The sequence below is a fragment of the Microcoleus sp. B3-D7 genome (assembly GCF_036705305.1).
Taxonomy (GTDB): Bacteria; Cyanobacteriota; Cyanobacteriia; order Cyanobacteriales; family Microcoleaceae; genus Microcoleus.
In genome coordinates this window covers 1-19850 of sequence record NZ_JAUBUE010000048.1, presented here as the reverse complement: position 1 = coordinate 19850, position 19850 = coordinate 1, and the positions used below count along the sequence as shown (strand labels likewise).

At 46.8% G+C, this 19850-nt stretch carries 19 protein-coding genes; 10 read left to right on the top strand and 9 right to left on the bottom strand.

Going from position 1 to position 19850, the window contains the following annotated elements; all coding sequences use genetic code 11:
• Window positions 1-256 precede the first annotated feature (256 nt).
• Complete coding sequence (locus QUB25_RS24445) at window positions 257-724, top strand: response regulator transcription factor (RefSeq protein WP_333187072.1); 468 nt, start codon at window positions 257-259, stop codon at window positions 722-724.
• 100 nt (window positions 725-824) lie between these two features.
• The gene (locus QUB25_RS24440; protein WP_190661665.1) at window positions 825-1118 is read left to right on the top strand and encodes a DUF2103 domain-containing protein; all 294 of its coding nucleotides are present in this window, start codon (window positions 825-827) and stop codon (window positions 1116-1118) included.
• Here QUB25_RS24440 and QUB25_RS24435 read toward each other — a convergent pair.
• From QUB25_RS24435 to QUB25_RS24405, 7 genes are all read right to left on the bottom strand, one after another.
• Complete coding sequence (locus tag QUB25_RS24435) at window positions 1107-1733, bottom strand: HEAT repeat domain-containing protein (RefSeq protein ID WP_333187068.1); 627 nt, start codon at window positions 1731-1733, stop codon at window positions 1107-1109. The genes QUB25_RS24440 and QUB25_RS24435 overlap by 12 nt on opposite strands.
• Window positions 1734-1985: 252 nt before the next feature.
• Window positions 1986-2825, bottom strand: coding sequence for a HEAT repeat domain-containing protein (locus tag QUB25_RS24430; RefSeq protein WP_333187067.1), 840 nt, complete (start codon window positions 2823-2825; stop codon window positions 1986-1988).
• Window positions 2826-3041: 216 nt separating this feature from the next.
• Window positions 3042-3338 (bottom strand): phycobilisome linker polypeptide, encoded by a 297-nt coding sequence (locus QUB25_RS24425; RefSeq protein WP_333187065.1) that lies wholly within the window; start codon window positions 3336-3338, stop codon window positions 3042-3044.
• A 115-nt stretch (window positions 3339-3453) separates the two neighbouring features.
• Entirely contained in the window at window positions 3454-4323 is an 870-nt protein-coding gene (locus QUB25_RS24420; RefSeq protein WP_333062032.1) for a phycobilisome linker polypeptide, read from the bottom strand.
• A 191-nt stretch (window positions 4324-4514) separates the two neighbouring features.
• A complete protein-coding gene (locus QUB25_RS24415) occupies window positions 4515-5330 on the bottom strand; it encodes a phycobilisome linker polypeptide (protein WP_333187061.1) in 816 nt (271 codons plus the stop codon).
• A gap of 149 nt (window positions 5331-5479) precedes the next feature.
• Window positions 5480-5968 (bottom strand): phycocyanin subunit alpha, encoded by a 489-nt coding sequence (gene cpcA / locus QUB25_RS24410; protein ID WP_006631256.1) that lies wholly within the window; start codon window positions 5966-5968, stop codon window positions 5480-5482.
• Window positions 5969-6070: 102 nt separating this feature from the next.
• Window positions 6071-6589 (bottom strand): phycocyanin subunit beta, encoded by a 519-nt coding sequence (locus tag QUB25_RS24405; RefSeq protein ID WP_333037001.1) that lies wholly within the window; start codon window positions 6587-6589, stop codon window positions 6071-6073.
• A 1353-nt stretch (window positions 6590-7942) separates the two neighbouring features.
• On the opposite strand from QUB25_RS24405, the gene QUB25_RS24400 reads away from it, so the two are divergent.
• The 7 genes from QUB25_RS24400 (at window position 7943) to QUB25_RS24370 (ending at window position 18242) form a co-directional block, all read left to right on the top strand.
• On the top strand, window positions 7943-10762 hold the full coding sequence (locus tag QUB25_RS24400; protein ID WP_333187058.1) for a cation-transporting P-type ATPase: 2820 nt from the start codon (window positions 7943-7945) through the stop codon (window positions 10760-10762).
• A 315-nt stretch (window positions 10763-11077) separates the two neighbouring features.
• Window positions 11078-12331: a DNA replication/repair protein RecF gene (locus QUB25_RS24395; RefSeq protein WP_333187109.1), complete on the top strand. Its 1254-nt coding sequence runs from the start codon at window positions 11078-11080 to the stop codon at window positions 12329-12331.
• Window positions 12332-12478: 147 nt separating this feature from the next.
• Window positions 12479-12877 (top strand): photosystem II protein Psb27, encoded by a 399-nt coding sequence (gene psb27 / locus QUB25_RS24390; protein WP_333187055.1) that lies wholly within the window; start codon window positions 12479-12481, stop codon window positions 12875-12877.
• Between the two features lie 473 nt (window positions 12878-13350).
• Window positions 13351-14994 carry a family 10 glycosylhydrolase gene (locus tag QUB25_RS24385; protein ID WP_333187053.1) on the top strand — a complete coding sequence of 548 codons (1644 nt, stop codon included), beginning with the start codon at window positions 13351-13353 and terminating at the stop codon, window positions 14992-14994.
• A gap of 260 nt (window positions 14995-15254) precedes the next feature.
• The gene (locus tag QUB25_RS24380; RefSeq protein ID WP_333187051.1) at window positions 15255-16151 is read left to right on the top strand and encodes a polysaccharide deacetylase family protein; all 897 of its coding nucleotides are present in this window, start codon (window positions 15255-15257) and stop codon (window positions 16149-16151) included.
• Between the two features lie 116 nt (window positions 16152-16267).
• Window positions 16268-16891, top strand: a complete 624-nt coding sequence (locus QUB25_RS24375) for a restriction endonuclease subunit R (RefSeq protein ID WP_333187047.1) — start codon at window positions 16268-16270, stop codon at window positions 16889-16891.
• 73 nt (window positions 16892-16964) lie between these two features.
• Window positions 16965-18242, top strand: coding sequence for a bifunctional sterol desaturase/short chain dehydrogenase (locus tag QUB25_RS24370; RefSeq protein ID WP_333187044.1), 1278 nt, complete (start codon window positions 16965-16967; stop codon window positions 18240-18242).
• Window positions 18243-18371: 129 nt separating this feature from the next.
• Here QUB25_RS24370 and QUB25_RS24365 read toward each other — a convergent pair whose 3' ends face one another.
• Window positions 18372-18971, bottom strand: coding sequence for a glyoxalase-like domain protein (locus tag QUB25_RS24365; protein WP_333037013.1), 600 nt, complete (start codon window positions 18969-18971; stop codon window positions 18372-18374).
• Between the two features lie 120 nt (window positions 18972-19091).
• Between QUB25_RS24365 and QUB25_RS24360 the strand changes: the two genes are divergently transcribed.
• Complete coding sequence (locus tag QUB25_RS24360) at window positions 19092-19496, top strand: gamma-glutamylcyclotransferase (protein WP_333187042.1); 405 nt, start codon at window positions 19092-19094, stop codon at window positions 19494-19496.
• Between the two features lie 20 nt (window positions 19497-19516).
• Here QUB25_RS24360 and QUB25_RS24355 read toward each other — a convergent pair.
• Window positions 19517-19850: response regulator transcription factor (locus tag QUB25_RS24355; protein WP_333187040.1), on the bottom strand; the 334-nt coding region annotated here is incomplete at its 5' end.

Here is a 19850-nt window from a genome sequence, read left to right as displayed (position 1 = left end):
TTTATTAAATAAACTATTGAAGGGCTGATTTTATACGTTTACAATCCTAGGTACGCCGGAGCGACTTCTAGCGCTAGTAAACAAGGTAAAGCTGCTGATAACTCAAGTCTTGTGTGTAACTGCGAGCATACACAAAGCCGTAAAAAGTTGCCAGTCAAAAGCGGTTTTTTGCAATAACCCTATTGAATTATTTAAAACTTACCTGTAACAATTATAACACAGACATACAAATAAAGTAAAGAGCCACCTCAAACCAATGAAAAAAATATTAGTAATTGAAGACGATCGCTTAATCCGAGAAACGGTATTAGAACTTCTGCAATCGCGCGGTTTTGAAGCTGTCGGCGCGGAAAATGGAAAAGTTGGTATCCAGTTAGCTGCCCAAATTCCCGATTTAATTTTGTCTGATGTCATGATGCCGGAACTCGACGGTTTTGAAGTATTCGCAGCCGTGCGATCGCAGCCTGCAACCGCCAGCATTCCGTTTATTTTTATGACAGCCTCCGAAATGGAAAAAGTCCTGGAACTCAAAGCAGACGGCTATCTCAAGAAACCTTGCAGCCTCGCAGAAATGCTCGCGGCGATCGCCGCTCAACTAGAAAAACCGACAGTTGCCAACCCAAAATATCAAAAAGTACAGGACAATTCTGCGCCATCAAATCTTAGCTTGCGCGCCAGGAATCAAAAATCTCGGTTTGAGATTGCCTCGGTTTGCTGGCAATGACGCTCACAGTAACGTTATTGATACAGAAGTTGAGGGAATTTCAAATTGGTTCCAGCCAGGGGTGGCTTAGACTGGGTATGTTGAATTTGGTTAAATATTTATGCACGCACAACCCAAAGGCCGCCTAGTTTGGAATCACTCTACCCACCTTCCCGGTTTGATACCAATTTTAGAGCGCCTCACCCTAAAAATGGGAATTCAAACTGTCACTCCGGGCGTCATCAACAAAGTTAAAGGACACATCCCCCGCATGACATTAAGAGTGTCAGTACCCATCCGCGGGGGATTTAAAATCATCGCCAGACAGGGCAAAACCGTACAAGAAGTCTTTATATTAACCACTCTCAGTCAAGGGGACTTGGAAGAGACGATCGCCCAAACCCTAGCCAAGTGACAATATTTTCTTAGCAAGCAAAGCCCGAGCCCTAACTGAAGTAGTTTCATCGCTTTGGGTGATTTCCTCAAGTCTGGCCGAAACTTCCGCTAACCAATCCGGTTTAACAGTCGCAGCACCCGCCAAAGCTTGCAAACCCCCCGCTGCTGCGTAGCGAACCACCCATTCTGGATCTCGGGACGCTTGCAGTAGCGTTTTCACAGCGCGAAGTTGAGCATCTGCTATTTGTTCTGCCGGCATCAGTTCCCAACAAATCGTCCCCAAACCCCTCGCCGCAGCCCGCCGCACGCTCAAAGCAAAGTCATTCGCCGCTGCATCGAGCAAAATCTCCAAACCCCTGGGGTCGCCAATTCCCGCCAAAGCCCGAACAGCCCAAGCTCTCGCCCCGTAATTGTAGCCGTCAAGCTGTTCTAGAAGCGGCAGCACCGCAGGTTCTCCGAGCTGAATTAGCCCATCAACGGCGGCAACAGCGGCGCCTGGGTTGTTGTAACCGAGCACTGTAATTAAGGTAGGAATTGCTTGGTTTGAGGAAGCTGCAGCCAGTGCTTTGACTGCGTTTAACAAGCCTTCGGAAGAATCTGCTTGTTCGACAGCCTGAATTAGTTCTAATGCCATTTATTTGTAAGCTTTACCGTGACTATTGTAATTCTAGGTTGGGTCGATCATCGCGCGATCGAACTTTTTGCCACCTCACCCACCAACATTCTCATCAAAATGAGTAGGGAAACAGCACTGCTGTGTCCTGCCTAAAATACAGATATGCCGTAGGGAAACAGCACTGCTGTGTCATCATATACTGTGTCCTCAATATAGGGCAGACAATTTAGAATCTCTACAGCAATCCTATTTTAGTTGTGAACTAATTGTTTACAGTAAACTATCCATTAAGTTCATAACTTGGATAGCTTCATCGGACAAAGATAGAGATTCTTGTTGATTGAGATGATGCTCCAAAACTCCTTTGAGCGCAATCAATTTCAGGCTATTTTCTGCTAAAGTTTCAGAAATAGCTTGCGCTCCCGGCAAATAGCCGATCGCCCCCAAGTCCATCAAAGCCGATCGCCTCAACTGCAAATTATCCCCATTCAAAGCACTTACCAACCGATCTCCGTAAACCCGCTCTCCAGTTAACTGATACATCGCCCGCGCCGCAGCGTACTGCACCCGCTCCACAGAATGTTCTAAAAAAGGTGAAATTAGGGGTATTGCTTCTGTGGCTTTCAGCGTTCCCAAAGCTTCAATTACCGAGTCGTAAGGTTGCACGAGGTGCGATTTTCCTGGCACTCGCACAGCCACAGCTACGCCCCCATCCAATAGCTTCATTAGCGGCCCAATAGAATCGCGGTCGCCCAGCATTTCTAGAGCTTGAGCCGCCGCTTCTCGCACGTAATAATCGGCGCATTCCAAACAGCGAATCAGAGCCGGTAAGGCTTGTTTGTCGCCCAATTTACCCAGAGCCCGCGCCGCATTTCGTAATAGGGAATAGTCGCCGATTTTTGTTTGTTCTGACTCTTCTTCCAAGGCGGCAATTAAAGCTGCAATAGCTGCCGGTTCCTTGACTCGAAATCTGCCAACCCACCAAGCAGCATAATACCGGAGACTGTAATCTTGGGAGTGCAAATTTGCGATCGCCTGTTCAACAGTTAAAGACTCGCCCTCAGCTAAACCTGCCGGCGGTGAGTCGGATTCGTAATAATCCATAGTCATTAGTTATTAGTTATTAGTTATTAGTTATTCGGCGATTGAAATGGCTGCTAAACAGACAAAACCCGCCTGCGCGGGTTGCATTAACTCTTATTCCGCGCAGGCGGACTTGGTTTGACAAGAAGCGATTTTCATCGCCCCTTCTAGCTTGTGCAGGAGCGATTTTCATCGCCCCTTCTAGCTTGACAAGAAGCGATTTTCATCGCCCCTCCCACCAAACTATTGGTGATCGCCCGATGATTCATGGGATGACTCATGGGATGACTCATGGGATGATTCTGCACCCGTGTTTAAAGGATGAATGCTGACAATTTTCCCGCCCATGCGAGTAATGCGCTGCATTTCTTGATTCATCCGATTGTAAGGCACGGTGATAAATGTACTCGCGCTCGATCGAATCGAATAATCCACATTATCTGTTTCATCGCTTTGGCGCAAGCCGACAACTTCATACCGAAAGCAGCGACCAGCCGAAGCTGTATTGCCACTTTTTCCAGCTACAATTTGACCCAACATAAGCTTCTTGGTAATTGGTAATTCTGACTGTTGACTGTTGACTGTTGACTGTTGACTGTTGACTGTTGACTGTTGACTGTTGACTAAAAGCTACTAACTGCCAACTGCCAACTGACTAAATTGGAGTAATGCTGGCGATTTTTCCGCCCAGGCGTTGAAATTTCTGAATTTGCGAGGACAAATCCTCAACAGGTACGATGAAAGCCTTGCTGCTGCGGCGCACGCTGGGATAGCCGCCCGTGCGAATTCCCGAAACTTCCACGCGCAACAGTCGCCCTTCTTTGCCGTAAGCTGCCGCGCCGCCGAAAGTGCTGCTGGGAGTTACGTTTCTGGCAGAAGGCCGATATGCCCAACCTTCGTTACCGCCGGAGGGACCGACTACAGGCGTAGCGGTGTTAGTGCCGAGTTCGACAGCTAAGCGAGAGTTATTGCCTTCTAGTTGAGATGTATCGCTGTTTGCATAGCCGCGATACAACCGGAACATCCGGGTAAAACCGACGGTTTTTTGACCGCGCTGCGTGTTAAAGCCGCGGTAGTAAGGCACGATACTTTCGCCAAAGTTTTCTTGATACTCTACTGAATCGATGTAAGAATCAATATCAGCGTCGTAGCCTTGTGTTTGGTACAAATCTAAGTGTTCAACTACTTCAGATTCGTCGTAGGGAGCGCGACCGAGCAAGTGTTTGTAGTTTAGTTCGATCGTCCGAGTTTGGAAGCTGTTGTAGAAAAACTTGGTTTTGTACAGTTCTGACTTAGCTACAGCGCGTACAAATTCTCGTACCGTCAAACTGCCGTCCCGCAGCAAAGACTCGGAACTTATAAGTCGCTCGGATTTCATTAAATAGTCGTTGCCTAGCACCTGACGGTAAACCGCACGAATCACAGTTTCAACGTCGTCTTTGGTGTAGTTTGGGCGCAGTTCTACCTTCGGCGCATCGCTCAATGCGGATGTTCCTAGTCTGGACGCTGCTGTTGTAATCGCCACCAGATTTTCTCCTAAATTATTAATGACAAAAGTTTAATGCTTGGTTGCACTTGAAATTTTTAGGACTAAGGATAATATGCCTCAAAGTAGGGTGTACACTGCACACCTTACCTATACACATAAAATTGAAGAATTTTTTAGCCTTAGTCCTAATTTGCTAAAGACGTTTTTTTGAAACGTCTTTACAAACTTTAAGCTGTGGTAATACTTACCACTTTGCCGCCACATTTGTTGATTTGCTGCAAGCGACTCGAAAGTTGCTCGTAAGGCACGAGATATTCGGTAGTTGTCCGGCGCACTTGAGGCGAAAACTTAGCCGCACCTTGCATTGCGGTGACTCGGTAGAGTTGGCCGCGAGAACCGCCGGAAGTCCCGCCAAGGGCTTTTCCGGTGGAGGCTGTGTGTATCGGCGAAGCCATATTTCTCGCTACTTCCCAAGTCAGCCGGGCTTGGGTTTGGTTTTGCGAGCGATCGCTAGAAGCAAAACCCCGGTACAGTTGAAACATCCGGTTAAAACCGACGGTTTTTTGACCTCTTTGAGTCGCGAAACCGCGATAGTAAGGCACTACACTTTCGCCAAAATTTTCTTGATACTCAACCGAGTCAATGTAAGAATTGATTTCAGCTTCGTAGCCTTCTGCATTGTACAAATCAACGTGGAAAGCAATTTCCGACTCGTCGTAAGGAGCGCGGCCCAACAAATGCTTATAATTAAGCTCAATTAACCGCGTTTGCGAGTTCGGATAAAAAAACTTTTTCCGATAGGTTTCGGAATGTGCAATTGACCGCACAAAATCTTTCACTGAAATCTGCCCTTGCAGCAGCAGAGATTCAGCACTGGTAAGTCGTTCGCTCGACATTAAATACTCGTTGCCGAAAACTTGGCTGTAAGCAGCGCGAATTACTGCTTTCGCATCCTCTTGCGTCCAGTGGGGACGCAGTTCTACCCGTCCCGCTTCTTCAAATGCTTTTATTCCTAACCGTTCTGCTGCACCTAATCCCGCCATCTTCGCTTCTCCCTTTTTTGCTTTAAAAACAGAAAAATGCTTAAAAAAAGTATTTGCAAAACTAGGCTTCGATCGCAGATGCCCGGAATTCTAAACAACCGCTAACACTCAAGCTAACAGTAGCTTACAATTCCGGGCATCACGCAAATCTAGCTCAGAGCGTTGATTGCGTAGTCGATGTAGGAATTCGCTTCAGTTGCAGCGTCGCCACTCAGACCGTGGTTGCCTTTGATGTACTTGAGAGCTTCAACGTACCAGCTAGGAGACAATTCAAATGTCCGGTTGATTTCGTCAACACCTGCAATCAGGTACTCGTCCATCGGACCGGTGCCGCCTGCAACTAAGCAGTAGGTTACCATCCGCAGGTAGTAGCCGATGTCGCGAGAGCACTTCGCTTTACCGGTTGGGGTAGAAGCGTAGTTCGGGCCTTGCATTTGTTGGGTGTACGGGAATTTGTTGTACACAGCTTGAGCTGCACCGTCGATCAAGCGCTGAGAGTTGGCGGTCAAAGCTTTAGCTGCTTCCAAACCTGCTGCTGCTTGGCGGAAACGGCCGAAGGCGACTTGGAGTTCTGTGCTGCTCAGGAAACGGCCTTGAGAATCGGCTGCGGTTACTGCTTCAGTCAAAGGGGTTTTCATTGTTCTGGTTTCTCCCTAATGTTGTGTTGTTTTTGTACAAAAATGATTGTTTGCAAAAATGCGATGCTCGCTTCTTCACAAGAAAGGTTCGCTTGGCTATTTTTAGCCGACTGCATTGGCAGCGCGGTCGAAGTAGCTGCCGATTTCAGACATCAGCGAGCTGCAATCACCACGGGTAACACCGTTGGGGTCGTTAGCGATCGCGATCGCTGCTTCCTTCATTTTTTGCACGCCGGCTGCAACTGAGCCACCGGGAACTCCCAGAGCTTGGTATGTTTCACGCAGACCGTTCAAGCAGCGGTCGTCCAAAACGCTGGCGTCGCCTGCAAATGTTGCATAGGTGACGTAGCGCAAGATGATTTCCATATCGCGCAAGCAAGCTGCCATGCGGCGGTTGGTGTAAGCATTGCCACCAGGAGCGATCAGTTGAGGCTGTTCGGCGAACAGGGTGCGAGCTGCATTGGCTACGATGCTGGATGCGTTGCCGGTGATGCGGTTTACTGCGTCAATCCGCTTGTTGGCGTCAGAAACCATGCTGCTGAGAGCATCTAGTTGACCCTGAGCTAGAAATTCGCCCCGAGCGTCAGATTGGGAAACCACTTTTGTAAATGCGTCAAACATGAAAGAACTCTCCTATTTGAGTTAATTGAGTTTGGTTGCGGTATAAAACCGTTAAGTTAAATTTGTTCAGGCTACGAGTGCCTGCAAGGGTTGAAATTTGATGCCAGCTAATCTGCTGGTCCCATCGATCTCTCCCTTTCCGCTACCTGCACTATTGTTACATTGCAACGGAGGTTTAAGAAACCTTAGAAAATTTTACACCTTTTATGAGATGCGACAAACCTTGTCAATCAGGGTTTTTGTTAACTTTGGCCTGTCGTTTCAACCCTCTGATAATCTTTATACAATGCTCGCCTGCGTTTGTTTATTACAAATTATTACAGAAACTTATCTCTCTAAGAAGGTAAATCTCGGGGGGGCAAGTGCGGACAAATCTCCTTCCTTGGGTAGATGCGGGCTTATCCCAATAAACGCAGAGTTTGCTTCGATCGCCCTGCAGTGGCGGTAGAACCGGCCGGAACCGTCCCGTGGCCCGATCGCTTCTGTTGGCTTTCTCTGGAAAAGCCGAATTGTTAAGAAGTATTAAGTAAATTAAAGTTTTCGTAAAAGAAGGCTGGGGGAATAGGGAAAAAAGTAAAAATTCTGCCCCATGTCAGGATGGCTGCAGAATTGGGTGCGGGCAAAATCCAAAAGATTGTGAACCCCCTCGCCACAGCCTCAGCTTGTGCCGGAAATATCAGCATTTAGTGACAAAACTCAGCCGTTGGAAGTTGAAAGACCGGGCCCGGTCTTTCATAACGCGGGGATGCTGGCTCTGGGGAGTCCTTGAACTTGACCCCAGAGCCAGCATCTACCGTTTGTCCTGCAGCGGTTGCAAAAAAACTTTCTTCATCTATATGTTCTATGTTCTGCTTCCCACAGGCTAGTCGCACGGAAGGGTGTGGCAAGCTGAGCATTGTCGATGGTGAGAAAACCAACAGAGGCGATCGAGATTTGTTACCGCAGCGCCATTTTTCTTTTAAAATCGAAAATATATGAGTTCGGATACGAGCGTTTTATTACGTTTTTTTTGAGGTAGGTTTTAACCGGCCGCGCACGCTGGCATCCGGGCACCAACGTCAGTTTTGCTTTCAGCTTCTTTTCTGTGTAATAGCCGAAATAATTGCTAATTTTTAGTAGTAAGGTGGATAAGTGCTATCAGCGGTAGGTCTACAAACGGCGCGATCGAGCCACCAGACGCAGTGAAGTTAAAAGCTTTTTGCTTCCCCGGCATCGAACCGCCCAAAACCAGTCCCAAGTTAAACAGTTTTTTATTCAGAACTCAAAACTTAAAACTCTCTTACTGTAATCAGCCAGATCGATCGGCTGTAGCTGTCCGGCCGCAACCACCTTTATGCCCCACGATCGTAATTTATGTCTTCAAATTCTCCCTCTTCTTGGCACACCGTAGCAATTGACAAAACTCTCCAGCAGCTAAGCAGCAACAAAGACGCTGGCTTGAGCAGCCAACAGGTGTCAGAACGCTTGCAGCAATACGGCCCCAACGAACTCGAAGAAACCGGAGGCCGCAGTCCGTGGTCGATTTTTGTCGATCAGTTCACCAACATCATGTTGTTGATGCTGATGGGTGTGGCCGTGATTTCAGCTTTTTTGGACATTCGGTCGAATACTTTTCCCAAAGATGCGATCGCCATTTTTGCGATCGTCATACTCAACGGCATTCTCGGCTATTTCCAAGAAAGCAGCGCCGAAAAAGCCCTCGCAGCCCTCAAAAACCTCGCTTCTCCCCTTGTCAGAGTCGTGCGGGACGGCAAAACTTCGGAAATAGCAGCCAAGGAACTCGTACCCGGAGACGTGATGCTGTTGGAGGCTGGGGTAAAAATAGCAGCAGACGCACGCTTGATCGAAACATCAAATCTGCAAGTCAGAGAATCTGCTTTGACAGGAGAAGCTCTAGCAGTCACCAAGCAAGCAGAGCTAGAACTTGCCGAAGATGCTTCCTTGGGCGATCGACTCAACCTGATTTTTCAAGGGACAGAAGTTGTTCAGGGACGAGCAAAGGCGATCGTCACCAACACCGGAATGCAAACTGAACTGGGCAAAATTGCCACCATGCTTCAGTCAGTAGAAAGCGAACCGACTCCCCTGCAACAGCGGATGAGCCAGTTGGGAAATGTTCTAGTCTCCGGAGCCCTTAGCTTAGTCGCAATTGTCGTCATCGGCGGCATGATTACCTTCCAAAACGGCAGCATCGGGTTCGATACCAGCAGGTGGGAAGAGTTGTTAGAAGTTTCTCTGAGCATGGCTGTGGCTGTGGTTCCCGAAGGACTCGCAGCAGTCGTGACAGTTACTCTGGCACTCGGAACTAGGCGGATGGTGAAGCGAAACGCCCTGATTCGCAAACTGCCTGCGGTAGAAACTTTGGGATCGGTTACTACCATTTGTTCTGACAAAACAGGTACCCTGACTCAAAATAAAATGGTAGTTCAGCTAGTGTCTACGGGCGACTGCACTGTCGCCGTCGCAGGCGATGGCTATGCGCCGATCGGAGATTTTACCGATCGCCTGACATCGGCCAAAATTAATAATTTAGAGGAATATCCAGAACTCGAATCTTTATTAATTGCCTGTGCAGTTTGCAACGACGCAGTATTGCAACAAGAACAGCAAGAATGGCAGATTTTAGGCGACCCCACAGAAGGAGCTCTGCTGTGTGTAGCGGCAAAAGCAGGCATTTATAAGGAAAAACAGTCTCAATTGCTGCCGCGGACGGCGGAATTTCCTTTTTCTTCGGAACGCAAGCGGATGAGCGTGATTTGCGAAGTGCCGGGCCGATCGGGAAATTCGGGATTTCCCGCAGCAGAAGGACAGCAGTCAAATTATTTGATGCTGACCAAAGGTTCTCCAGAGTTGACTTTGGAGCGCTGCAAAGGCATTATAGTCGGCGATCGAGTACAACCTTTAACCCAGGAAATGCGCGATCGCATCCTCGTCGAAAACAACAACATGGCAAGCGGCGGTTTGCGAGTCCTCGGGTTTGCTTACAAACTCTGGGAAAACCTGCCGCCCGAAGGTTCTGAGGAAACCAGCGAACAAGACATGATTTGGCTGGGACTCGTCAGTATGCTCGACGCCCCGCGGCCGGAAGTGCGGGAAGCAGTGGTGAAGTGCCGCAATGCTGGCATTCGGGTGGTGATGATTACAGGAGACCACCAGTTGACAGCAAAAGCAATCGCCTACGATTTAGGTATTGCAACAGAGGGCGATCGAGTTCTCACCGGTCAAGAATTAGAAAAGCTCAGCCAAGAAGAACTCAAACAGCAAGTCGAACAGGTTAGCGTTTACGCCCGCGTTTCCCCCGAACACAAATTGCGGATTGTCCAAGCTTTGCAAAGTTGGGGCAAATTTGTCGCGATGACCGGCGACGGAGTTAACGACGCCCCCGCCTTGAAACAAGCCGATATCGGCATCGCCATGGGGATTACCGGCACCGATGTCAGCAAAGAAGCTAGCGATATGGTGCTCCTCGACGACAACTTCGCAACTATTGTCGCCGCCGCTGAAGAAGGGCGAGTGGTTTATAGCAATATTCGCCGCTTTATTAAATACATTTTGGGCAGCAACATCGGCGAAGTTTTGACAATTGCGGCCGCACCTTTAATGGGTTTGGGAGGAGTGCCGCTGACGCCGCTCCAAATTTTGTGGATGAACTTAGTAACAGACGGCGTTCCCGCTTTGGCCTTGGCTGTGGAACCGGGGGAACCGAACGTGATGAAAAGGCCTCCTTTCAGTCCGCGAGAAAGTATTTTTGCGCGGGGTTTGGGTTCTTACATGATTCGGATCGGGATTATTTTTGCAATTTTGACGATCGCGATGATGTCCTGGGCTTACGGATATACTCACTCTCCCGGACACGGAGATCCAGATGCTTGGAAAACAATGGTGTTTACAACTCTTTGTTTGGCGCAAATGGGTCACGCGATCGCCATTCGGTCTAACACTCAGCTAACTCTCGAGTTAAATCCCTTCACTAATGTTTTTGTGTGGGGGGCTGTAATTGTGACTACTATTCTGCAATTGATGCTGATTTACGTTCCGCCGCTGAGATCATTTTTTGGCACTCATTATTTAACGGGGTTTGAGTTGCTAGTTTGCTTCGGTTTCAGCGCTCTGATGTTTGTCTGGATTGAAATGGAAAAACTGTTCTTGCGTTTTTACAAATCTAGAAAATAGTGTTAACGGGTGACGCCTACTGAGCGATGTTTCATTATTAGCTAGCTCCCTCGCATTTGGCACTATTCTCTATTCACATCCGCCAGGGGTTGAAACCCCTGGCTCGCAGCCAAAGTCATCGCTATGAAGACTAAAGAGGTTGTGTCACAATTAAACATTTATTACTTCGTTATAATGTGATTGCTAGCGCAACGCTCGGGGAAAATAGCAATCGTAAAGGATCTCGGTTGCTAACCTGTAAGGTTCGCCCGGTCGTTTACCCGCTCGATGACTGTATTACTAATTACCAATTACCAATTAGCAATTACTAATATTATGTATTTGAAAACGCTGCACCTACGGCAGTTTCGGAACTACTTCGATCAAAAGGTAGCTTTTGACGCTCCCAAAACCATTTTAGTAGGAAATAACGCTCAAGGAAAATCTAACTTGTTAGAGGCGGTAGAGTTGCTTTCCACATTAAAAAGTCATAGAGTAGGGCGCGATCGCGATTTAATACTCGACTCAAAGCCGATCGGGCAAATTGATGCTACACTCGAACGTCAAACCGGAGCAATCGACTTAGCTTTAACTCTTCGCTCTGGGGCGCGTCGAACACTGAAGATCAACGGTGAACCGCTGCGTCGCCATTTAGACTTTTTGAGCGTCTTAAATGTAGTGCAATTTTCTTGTTTGGATTTGGACTTAGTGCGCGGCGGGCCCGAAGGAAGGCGCAATTGGATCGATCGCCTAGTCATCCAGTTAGAACCGATTTACGCTCACATTTTGCAGCAGTACAACCAAATTTTGCGCCAGCGAAACGCTCTGTTGAAACGTTCTAAAGAAATCAGGAAAGCGGAATTTTCTGAAGGTTTTGACAAAATGCGATTTATCGGATCTGAAACCCCCGAAGACCAAAATACCGCAGAATTCCCAATGCCCAATGCCCAATGCCCAATGCCCAATGCCCAATCTCCCATTCCCAGTTCAGAATTAGCTTTGTGGGACGCGCAGTTGGCGACAGCGGGTGCTCGCGTCATCCGCAGGCGCGATCGAATTTTGGAGCGTTTGATGCCTTTAGCTCGAAATTGGCACCGTTCAATTAGCGGTTCAGGAGAAGTTTTAGATGTGAAATACGATGCTAATATTGAAGTAGGTGCGGAATTAATCGCTAAAGATAATCTCGAAGGAGTGCGACAAGCATTTTTAGAGAAAATTCAAAAAAGGGCGATCGCAGAACAGTTTCAAGGAACCACTTTAGTCGGCCCCCACCGCGACGACATTACATTTACAATTAACAATACCCCAGCTCGTCAATACGCATCCCAAGGTCAGCAGCGAACTCTGGTATTAGCATTAAAATTAGCCGAACTGCAGCTTATTGAAGAAGTCGTCGGCGAAGCGCCTTTACTATTGCTCGACGACGTACTTGCAGAACTCGATCTGAGCCGCCAAAATCAACTTTTAGAAACAATTCAAGAACGATTTCAAACTCTGATTACTACAACTCACCTAGGGGCTTTTGATGCTCAGTGGCTGCGACAAACCCAAATTCTCTCCGTCGTTGCTGGACAAATCAATCGATTTTAGATTTTAGATTTTAGATTTTAGATTGACAAATTTTCTGTTTCATGGTATTGACACAAAAAATTGTATAAAGTGGCATTATTAGCTCAATTCGAGATAGGATAAAGGTTAATTTTGATTGCCGCTTTCGCTTCCATTTTTCTAAACCTTATGAAGCATTACATTTCCCGTCTGTTAGCCCTGGTATTAGTTGTTGTCATCGGCGTAGCGGGCTGTACCAATGTTCCAGCCACTCTGAGTGGAGATTATGGCCAAGACACATTAGCATTAGTGAAGAGCTTGAGAACAGCGCTCACTTTGCCAGAGGGCACGCCGGAAAAAGCAGCCGCTCAAGCCAAGGCTCGCACAAGTATCAACGATTTTTTTGCTGCCTACCGCCGCGATCCCGCTCTTACCAAGCTGGCATCTTTCACGACAATGCGGACGGCATTAAACTCTTTGGCAGGACATTACAGTTCCTATCCCAACCGTCCGGTTCCTGAAAAATTGAAAAAGCGTCTTGAGTCAGAATTTCAGCAGATTGAAGCTGCTCTTAACAGAGGAGCTTAATCTCAAAATTTAGGATCAAGGATAAATTTTAACAATTCATCTTCATCCTTGATATTTGAGTGTTAACAATTTTTAGTAGAAATATCAACTGCTTTTAGCGCCCACTGTATCCAGGCGCTTTTTTATGCAGCATTTTGGGAAAAAATACTGAAAAATCCAACTGGATATAATATCAAATCCGGGCTTTTTACCCCCTTTATTTTTGAGTCTGCGAAGGCGCGTGCATCCGCACCAACACTTAGGCAGAGGAAAGTTTGTATACCATAGCAGGAGTTTAATCGCCGAGTCTTATCTTACCCGATCGCCCTTATTGGATTTAAATAGCCGCCAGATAGAATTTGCATTGTGCGATCGACTTGTGCCATAACTAAGTCAACGGAAAAAAGTAGAAAATTTGTAGCTGCTTGTTGAGCGCGCTCGCAAAAATGCGATCGCCACCCAATTTAAACCAGAAAACCCCATTCCATTGTCCCATGAAAATTGCACCAACTCGCATCGCGAATTTTCAACACCAGCGACGCTTTTTAAGTGCGGTAACTGCTGTTTTAACCAGTAGCTTCATCAGCCAGCTTGTTTGGCCGTTTATCGGAAATAAACCAGCTTTTGCCCAAACATCAGCCTATTGTCAATTATCCCAAGAACAAGTCAATCAAAAAGAAGACTTGCGCCGCGCCGCGCTCTCGGGAAAACGGGAATCTCAGCAAGCATATTTTGCTGTTTTGAACAAACACGCGCGGGAAATAGCAGAATGCCGCCAAAAAACTTGGCCGGAAACCCAAGCAGTTTGGCTGCGTTTGTATCCCTGCGATGTCAGACCCGGAGAACTCGATCGAGTATTAGACAAAGTTGTGAATAAAGGCTACAACCAAGTCTATGTTGAAGTGTTTTACGATGGTCAAGTGCTGCTACCAGTCGCAGACAATCCTACGGCTTGGCCTTCTGTTTTGAGAAATCGCGGTTACGAGAAATACGATTTGTTAGAAAAGGCGATCGCCAAAGGCAAACAGCGAGGTTTAAAAGTTTACGCCTGGTTATTTACCATGAACTTTGGCTATAGCTATGCTCAGCGTCCCGACAGACAGCAAACCCTCGCTATCAACGGTAAAAATCAGACAAGTTTAACAGTAAGTGAATACGCAGCAATTAACGAGGACTTCGGAGAAGTTCCGGGCAATCAAGCCTTTATCGATCCGTACAACCCACAAGCACGGCAAGACTATACTTTATTAGTAAATCAAATAGTCAAGCGCAAGCCCCAAGGAATGTTGTTCGACTACATTCGCTATCTACGGGGCATCGGACCTGCTTCAGTTGCTACCAAAGTTCAAGACTTGTGGATTTACGGCCCAGCATCGCAGCAAGTTCTTTTGCAGCGGGCTAGCAATCAGCAAGGGCGAGATTTAATTCAGCGATATTTGACTAAGGGATTTATCAATCCTAATGACGTTCAAGCAGTAGTCAAACAGTATCCAACTGAGCGAGAACCTCTTTGGCAGGGCCGAATTCCGCAGGTGATGTCAGTAGCAACTCCACCTTCTAGAAGGGAGAATGCCGCATCAAGAACAGCCTCAACAACTCCCGCCACTAACAAGCCAAACCCTGCAACTCCGACACCAAAACCGACACTGCGGCTTCCCGATACCGGCATTCTGCAAAAAGATTTGTGGAAACTAAGCGTTGCTCACGCAGTCCAAGGGATTTTAGATTTTTTGGGGGTAGCAATTCAACCAGCTCAAAGGATGGGAATTCCTGTAGGAGCAGTGTTTTTTCCCACTGCAAATCAAGCGATAAATCAAGGGGGATATGATTCGAGATTGCAGCCTTGGGACACATTTCCGGCTACTGTAGAATTCCACGCCATGTCTTACGGAAATTGCGGGGATGTAAGCTGCATTGTGCCACAGGTGCAGCGGACAGTAAGTTTAGCGCCTGCGGGAGCAAAAATTATTCCTGCTATTGCTGGAGATTGGGGAAAACCTCTGAAAAATCGACCGTCTTTGGAGATTCAAATGGCGGCAATTCGCTCGGCGACGCCGCAAATTAATGCGGTGAGTCATTTTGCTTTTGGGTGGCAAGAACCGGAGGATGAAAGGGCACGGCAAACTTGCCGATTGTAGATAGTCCTTGACAGATAGGGTGTAATCACGTTGTTTTATTGTCGCGGAAAGAGCCTGAAAGTGTAGATTTTTTATTAATAAACCGGGTTTTGATAGCGGAAAGGGTGGCTAGCCACGATTAATTTGCCTAAAAAAACCCGGTTTCTGCCTAAGTCTAGCTTTAGTGCGATCGAAGTTTTGCAAAAAAATAATTTACCAAACTTTTAAGCTAGCAGAACAATCAGGCATAATGAGATTGTTCAAAATAACTCCTATACCTGATGAGTCGCAAAGGCAATAAAAAACGGGTTATTAAAACCGTTATACTTATCGGATTGAGCATCACAATTTCTTTGTTGTCAGAAAACAGAAAAACCGCCAATTCAAATCCGCTAATACCGATCGCACCCGTTGAAAATCCCCTACCAAACCTGCTGAAACCCCGAAAACTAAAAACACCCCCTTCTCCCCCCGCAACTCCCTCTCCCAAACCTCCCGAACAACCTTTAGTCTTCGCACCGCCCGCGCAATTTCGCAGCCAAATTGTTTATAAAGCCAGTATTAACAACTCAAAAGTTATCGCCCTGACATTTGACGATGGCCCTTCGCCTGAAACTTTGAAAATATTAGAAATTTTGCAGAAACATCAAGTTGTGGGCACATTTTTCTGCTTGGGTGCAAATTTGCGGGAGTATCCAGAAATTGCGAAAAGAGTTGTGCAAGCGGGAAATGCGATCGGCAACCATACTTGGCATCACTATTCTCACAATGTTACCGAAAAAACTGCATCGGATGAAATAGATAATACTGGTGTTCATATTTATCGATCGACTGGGGCCAAAAGTTTCTTGTTTCGCCCCCCCGGCGGCCGCTTAAATAACGGTTTGGCAGCTTACGCTCAAAAGAAGAATTATGTAGTGGTGATGTGGTCGATCGACCCTAAAGACTTTTTGCAACGTCCGGCCGCTGCTATCGCCCTTACCGTGCTATCCCAAGCGACATCCGGGGCGATCGTATTGTTGCACGACGGCGGCGGCAATCGCCACCAAACAGTCGAGGCGCTATCTGCAATTATTCCCAAACTCAAACAGCAGGGATATCGTTTTGTAACCGTGCCGCAATTGCTGGAAATGCAAGCCACGCAAAAACCGCGAATTGCCGATCGCAAATCCCAATGAACAGACATCTCAGCCAAATTAACTTACTCGGAATTTCATCGGCGTTCATCTGCGGTTAAAAATCTCAACTATGCTAACATTATTATTAATAACTATAACAGCCGTTATTAATCATAATGCAAAAACTACAAGCAAGAGATATCAACCTCCGCTATCTAATCGATAACTTCGGCTTGCAGCGAGTTCGCAACAGTGAATTTTTCCGAGAATGGCAAGAAAAATTACCCGAAGTAACAGACTCAGAAAAACAATTACTCGATCGCGTCCAAGACATATACTTCAACTTAGTAGACAACCCGCCTGTATTGGAAAATGCAGTCAAGCTAACAATCATCAGCCCCATTTTGTTTATTGCCGGTCTGTATGAGTCTCCTTTTCAAGTCAAAGCCGAAAAGTCGATATCCATTCAAGAGGAAGACGAAGGCCGAATCATCGAAGGCAGAATAGATATCCTAATTATGAAAGCAAACTTGTGGGTGACAGTAATTGAATCCAAACAACTTTCGTTTTCAACGGACGAAGCACTTGCCCAACTCCTGACATATATGCTCGCAGATCCCGATCCCGAAACTCCTACTTTTGGAATGATTTCTACAGGTGCTAACTTTAGTTTTGTCAAGTTAGTCAGAGGCGAAATAGCTCAGTATGCCTTATCTCCAGAATTTGTAATCCGCAATCCCGGCAATGAATTGTACCGGGTTTTGCAGATTTTAAAACGCCTGAGTCAACTTCCAGACTAGCAATAAAAGCCATTTTGAGTTATCTTTCAAAGCAGACAATATCTAATATCTCAAATTTCAAACTGGTGCGAGCATGGTAAATTACTGGATAGTCGGCGCTGTGGCAATAGCTTCTGTCTGCTGGGCAGAAATAATACGAGACTTTTATCACGTCGTGTCCCATTATTGGGTACCCCTGCAAAAGCTGCACACTTGGCATCACCGCGTTTTCCGCCCGAATTTGACCCCCGTCAGCGAGACTATTTACAAGCAAGCACACTGGCGTCACGACGTGCCCGAAGCTGCGGCGATGATGGTTTTGGGCTTGTTGCTGTGGGTTGTAGCTTATTTGGGGCTACCGGAATATCACTGGGGCGCAGCAGCCGGTTGTATTTATACTTTAGGCTTTTTGTTGAGCGCGATCGCCCGCGGGTGCGGCCTCAAAGGTGCAGACGAACTAACCGACATCACCCACCAACCGGGAGACTTCCTGACTCCCCCTGGCAAGTGGTTAGTTAATAAACCTTATCACTGGCGGCATCACTTCGACAATCAAAATGCTTACTATTGCGGTACTTTCACCTTAATAGATAAACTTATGGGTACAGCACTTTCTCTCAAAGGCAAAACTGTAGCCGTCACCGGTGCATCGGGAACTTTAGGTCGTTCGCTTCTCAAACACCTGCACAAAGCTGGTGCAAAAGCGATCGCCCTCACCTCTGGAAATGAGGAAATTACTTTGAATTTAGACGGCGAAAGTTTACCTATAAAAACCGTAACTTGGCAAGCTGGCCAAGAGGCAGACTTAGCCCTATTTTTAGAAAAAATCGATATTCTCGTCATCAATCACGGGATTAATGTACACGGAAAAAGAACAGGAGAGGCGATCGCAAACTCCTACGAAATTAACACTTTTTCCGCCTGGCGGCTGATGGAACTCTTTTTCTTAACAGTCCGCACTAACGAAAACATCGCTTGCAAAGAAGTCTGGCTCAACACTTCCGAAGCAGAAGTAATTCCCGCTGTCAGTCCCCTGTACGAACTCAGCAAACGCGCCCTGGGAGATTTAGTCACCCTGCGGCGGCTAGACGCACCCTGCATCGTTCGCAAACTGATTTTAGGGCCGTTTAAAAGCAATTTAAACCCGATCGGCATCATGTCGCCAGATTGGGTAGCGCTGCAAATTGTCAAACAAGCTAAAGCCGATGCGCGGAATATCATCGTTACAATTAATCCTTTGACTTTTATAGTTTTTCCAGTCAAAGAGTTTTTTGTTTCTCTCTACTTCCAAATTTTCAGCCGGAAAGCGATTTCAGAGATTAAAGCAGCGGCGGTTTCGGAAAAATCAAGCGTTGAATCTAAGATTAATTAATGAACAAGAAACCCGGTTTTTTAGATAAACCGGGTTTCTAACTTGGGATGTAATACCCCTTTGATTCTTTTGTCCCTCTCTGCAGAGACTAAATTTTGTGTACGATCGGTTTCAACAGCCGAGTCTTCTCTAATTACTAACCTCAGCCATTTCAATTACCCGGCCGTCATAATCCTTGACCAAAAAATTCAGCGGCTTTTCCCGGCGAATTTTATAACTAATGCCCCGAGTTTGTACCCTCATCAATAGCTGATCCAAACATTCGCGATCGAAACAAACGTGACGCGGGCGATTTTTTTCCCCTACACCGGCCCCACTAATAATGTGCAGTTGGGTATTTTTCATCAACTGATACCACAAACCCTCGGGACTCCCCATCGTTTGAGAGCTCGTTGCCCTCCCGACATTTGGCGACAAATACAGCGGATCGATACCAGTTGTCCCCAAAGTTTGCTCGTAATTGTAGTAGTAGTGCAGCGGCACTTCTGCTACGGGCAGGTTTAGCATACCTTCATAGAACTCCCTCGCTTGCCCAAGATCGGATACCATCACCGTGTGTACCTTCGGAGCACTGGTGAGAAACATCCACATCGCCCCCGCATAGGCGGCCAGCAGCATTACCATAATCCCTTGAGTCGAAAACAAGCTGTCAAGGGGCAGGGATGGCAAGAAAGAACTCAGGTGTAAAGGGTGAAGTCCAAAAGCAATAAAACTAACTGCTAGAGTCATGAATTATAAGAAAGGGTAAACAACGAAATTTATCAAGATTGCAGTCGCGATCGCCCGCGAGACTTAAACTATTAGCTTAGCCATCTATGTTAGCAAAAACTAGCGGTTAAGCCCTACCCGATGAAAGTCTTTGTATACGGCACACTCAAACCGGGGGAGTGCAACTACCTCCGCTACTGCGAAGGAAAAGTTGTGGATGCTTGCCCCGCCATCGCCTGCGGTCAACTTTTTGCGCTGCCGATCGGCTATCCTGCGATGATGGCCGGAGATGGTACAGTCTGCGGCTTTCTCCTCTGTTTCGCAAACTCGGCTATTTTGGACGATTTAGACGGACTGGAAGACTATCATCCGCTGCGGGAACCGACACAAAACGAATATCAGCGGCAGGAAATCGAAATCTTCGATCGACACCTCAAACCTTTAGGCACGGCTTGGGCTTACTTCATGTTAGCCGATCGCGTTCGTTCCCTAGGAGGCATCTGGCTGCCCGACGGTAGGTGGGAAAATCGGTTTTTCACCAAATAAGGTGGTTAATGCCGATGAGCTTAGGAAAGTGCCATTGCAGTGGGCGAAGGCGGCTCGAACCTGTAACCGTAACCCCGAATAGTTTTAATAAACTGCGATCCAGTAGCATCAACTTCAATCATTTTCTTGCGAATCTGACCGATATGTACGCTAACAACTTTCTCTTCTCCTGTGTCGTGGCAGTTCCACCCCCAAATTTTTTCAATTAGCTGTTGGCGACTCCAAGATTGACGGGAATGACTTGCCAAAAAATACAGGATATTAAATTCCAAGGCTGTTAATACCAATTTAATATGAAGCTGCATAGAATAGGGCTTCAAGAATAAAATTGTAAGATGACAACGAACAGATTTC

Excerpts from the sequence above, each read along its gene's own strand:
- QUB25_RS24370 (WP_333187044.1), top strand. The coding sequence starts at position 16,965 with ATGGTAAATTACTGGATAGTCGGCGCTGTGGCAATAGCTTCTGTCTGC.
- QUB25_RS24445 (WP_333187072.1), top strand. The coding sequence starts at position 257 with ATGAAAAAAATATTAGTAATTGAAGACGATCGCTTAATCCGAGAAACG.
- QUB25_RS24380 (WP_333187051.1), top strand. The coding sequence starts at position 15,255 with ATGAGTCGCAAAGGCAATAAAAAACGGGTTATTAAAACCGTTATACTT.
- QUB25_RS24375 (WP_333187047.1), top strand. The coding sequence starts at position 16,268 with ATGCAAAAACTACAAGCAAGAGATATCAACCTCCGCTATCTAATCGAT.
- psb27 (WP_333187055.1), top strand. The coding sequence starts at position 12,479 with ATGAAGCATTACATTTCCCGTCTGTTAGCCCTGGTATTAGTTGTTGTC.
- QUB25_RS24360 (WP_333187042.1), top strand. The coding sequence starts at position 19,092 with ATGAAAGTCTTTGTATACGGCACACTCAAACCGGGGGAGTGCAACTAC.
- QUB25_RS24400 (WP_333187058.1), top strand. The coding sequence starts at position 7,943 with ATGTCTTCAAATTCTCCCTCTTCTTGGCACACCGTAGCAATTGACAAA.
- QUB25_RS24385 (WP_333187053.1), top strand. The coding sequence starts at position 13,351 with ATGAAAATTGCACCAACTCGCATCGCGAATTTTCAACACCAGCGACGC.
- QUB25_RS24435 (WP_333187068.1), bottom strand. The coding sequence starts at position 1,733 with ATGGCATTAGAACTAATTCAGGCTGTCGAACAAGCAGATTCTTCCGAA.
- cpcA (WP_006631256.1), bottom strand. The coding sequence starts at position 5,968 with ATGAAAACCCCTTTGACTGAAGCAGTAACCGCAGCCGATTCTCAAGGC.
- QUB25_RS24440 (WP_190661665.1), top strand. The coding sequence starts at position 825 with ATGCACGCACAACCCAAAGGCCGCCTAGTTTGGAATCACTCTACCCAC.
- QUB25_RS24365 (WP_333037013.1), bottom strand. The coding sequence starts at position 18,971 with ATGACTCTAGCAGTTAGTTTTATTGCTTTTGGACTTCACCCTTTACAC.
- QUB25_RS24425 (WP_333187065.1), bottom strand. The coding sequence starts at position 3,338 with ATGTTGGGTCAAATTGTAGCTGGAAAAAGTGGCAATACAGCTTCGGCT.
- QUB25_RS24405 (WP_333037001.1), bottom strand. The coding sequence starts at position 6,589 with ATGTTTGACGCATTTACAAAAGTGGTTTCCCAATCTGACGCTCGGGGC.
- QUB25_RS24395 (WP_333187109.1), top strand. The coding sequence starts at position 11,078 with ATGTATTTGAAAACGCTGCACCTACGGCAGTTTCGGAACTACTTCGAT.
- QUB25_RS24430 (WP_333187067.1), bottom strand. The coding sequence starts at position 2,825 with ATGACTATGGATTATTACGAATCCGACTCACCGCCGGCAGGTTTAGCT.
- QUB25_RS24415 (WP_333187061.1), bottom strand. The coding sequence starts at position 5,330 with ATGGCGGGATTAGGTGCAGCAGAACGGTTAGGAATAAAAGCATTTGAA.